Annotated in this window: 3 protein-coding genes; 1 reads left to right on the top strand and 2 read right to left on the bottom strand. The window is 63.8% G+C overall.

Going from position 1 to position 1,460, the window contains the following annotated elements:
• Positions 1 to 450 (top strand): methyl-accepting chemotaxis protein (locus tag AACR77_RS11380; protein ID WP_042881515.1); only part of this gene is annotated, 450 nt, incomplete at its 5' end.
• A 62-nt stretch (positions 451 to 512) separates the two neighbouring features.
• On the opposite strand, the gene AACR77_RS11375 is transcribed toward AACR77_RS11380, so the two are convergent.
• Both AACR77_RS11375 and AACR77_RS11370 read right to left on the bottom strand, forming a co-directional pair.
• A complete protein-coding gene (locus AACR77_RS11375) occupies positions 513 to 926 on the bottom strand; it encodes a hypothetical protein (RefSeq protein WP_010675902.1) in 414 nt (137 codons plus the stop codon).
• Between the two features lie 130 nt (positions 927 to 1,056).
• Positions 1,057 to 1,460, bottom strand: a 404-nt coding sequence (locus AACR77_RS11370; protein ID WP_042881512.1) for a GGDEF domain-containing protein, incomplete at its 5' end; no start/stop codon positions are given.

The raw sequence follows: 1,460 nt of genomic DNA, 5'->3' as shown, positions 1-1,460 counted from the left end.
GCCATCGAGGCGGCCCGGGCCGGTGAACAGGGCCGGGGCTTCGCGGTAGTGGCCGACGAGGTGCGTGCCCTCGCGGCACGCACCCAGAACAGCACCGCCGAAGTGGGCAGCATGTTGTCACGGCTCACCCAGGGGGTCGCCGAGGCCGTGCTCGCCATGGAGCAGACCAAGCGCAGTTGCCAGGCGGCGGCCGACACCACGGGGCAGGTCACCGGCGGCCTCGACACCATGGCCGACGCCGTGGTGCAGATCCACGATCTCAGCAGCCAGATCGCCACCGCAGCCGAGGAGCAGAGCCGGGTGACCGAGGAGATCAACCGCAACATGGTGAGCATTCGCGACATGCTGAACCTCCTGGTGGAGAACGGCGGCAACACGGAGCAGAGCGCCGCCACCCTGCTGGGGTCCAACCGCCAGTTGCTGGCCCTGGTGCACCGCTTCAAGGTGTGAGCCTGAATACCAGGCAGCAAAAAGGGGCCCGCGGGCCCCTTTTTCATTCACCTTGCCAGGACTCAGGCCTTGTTGGCCAGGTTCAGGGTCTTCACGGTCTCGCCTTCGAACTTGATGACCACGTTCTTCTGGGCCACTTCGGAGTCTTTCAGCAAGGACTTGGTGGTCTCGGCCAGCAGCGGGGAGGCCTTGTTCAGTGCGTCCAGGTCATAGGTCCACACTTCCAGACCGGCGTCGGTCTTGGTGCTGGCCGGGGCGCCCAGCTTGTCCTTGATGGCCTGCTTGTTGGAGCCGCCTTCCTTGATGTCCAGAGCCTTCTTGATCGCTTCGTTGGAAGCGGTGTCCATGGCGTTGCCAGCCATCTCTTTGGCGGTGCTGGTGACGCTGCTGGTCACGGTGTCGGTCAGGGAATCCATCAGGCCGGCGTGGGCTACCAGAGGCAGGGCGGTCAGGGCAATCAGCAAGGACTTTTTCATGAAGATACATCTCGCAAGAATGAAAAGAGCGCGCATGAAACCAGCGGGATGAATTGGAGTCAAGAAAATCCCTTGGTCAAGCCGTATTCGGGGGGGAAAAGCCCCGTAGCGGCTCCGACCAGTGCCCTTGTCAGCCGCTGAGCTGGTCCTTGCCCGCCAGCTTGGCCCGGTAGAGCGCCCTGTCGACCCGTGCCATCAGATGGGACACCTGCTCGTCGGGGTCGGACTCCACTAGCCCGAAACTCAAGGTCACGGGCTCGATCCCCTTGACCCTGGCATGGCTCAGGCGCTGCCTCAGCTTCTCGGCCACCACCCGGGCGTCGGGCAACCGGGTATTGGGAAGCACCAGCATGAACTCGTCACCCCCCCAGCGGGCCAGCAGATCGATCTCGCGGATGCAGCCCCGGGTCAGCTGCACGATATCGATCAGGGTCTGGTCCCCCACCCCGTGGCCATGGCGATCATTGATCTGCTTGAAGTCGTCCACGTCCATGGCGATCACGGCAAAGGGCTCCTTGAAGCGCTTGGCGCGCT

This window comes from Aeromonas sp. ZOR0002 (genome assembly GCF_963866995.1).
Classification (GTDB): Bacteria; Pseudomonadota; Gammaproteobacteria; order Enterobacterales; family Aeromonadaceae; genus Aeromonas; species Aeromonas caviae.
The sequence above is the reverse complement of the archived record's forward strand: the minus strand, read 5'-3'. Positions and strand labels throughout refer to the sequence as shown.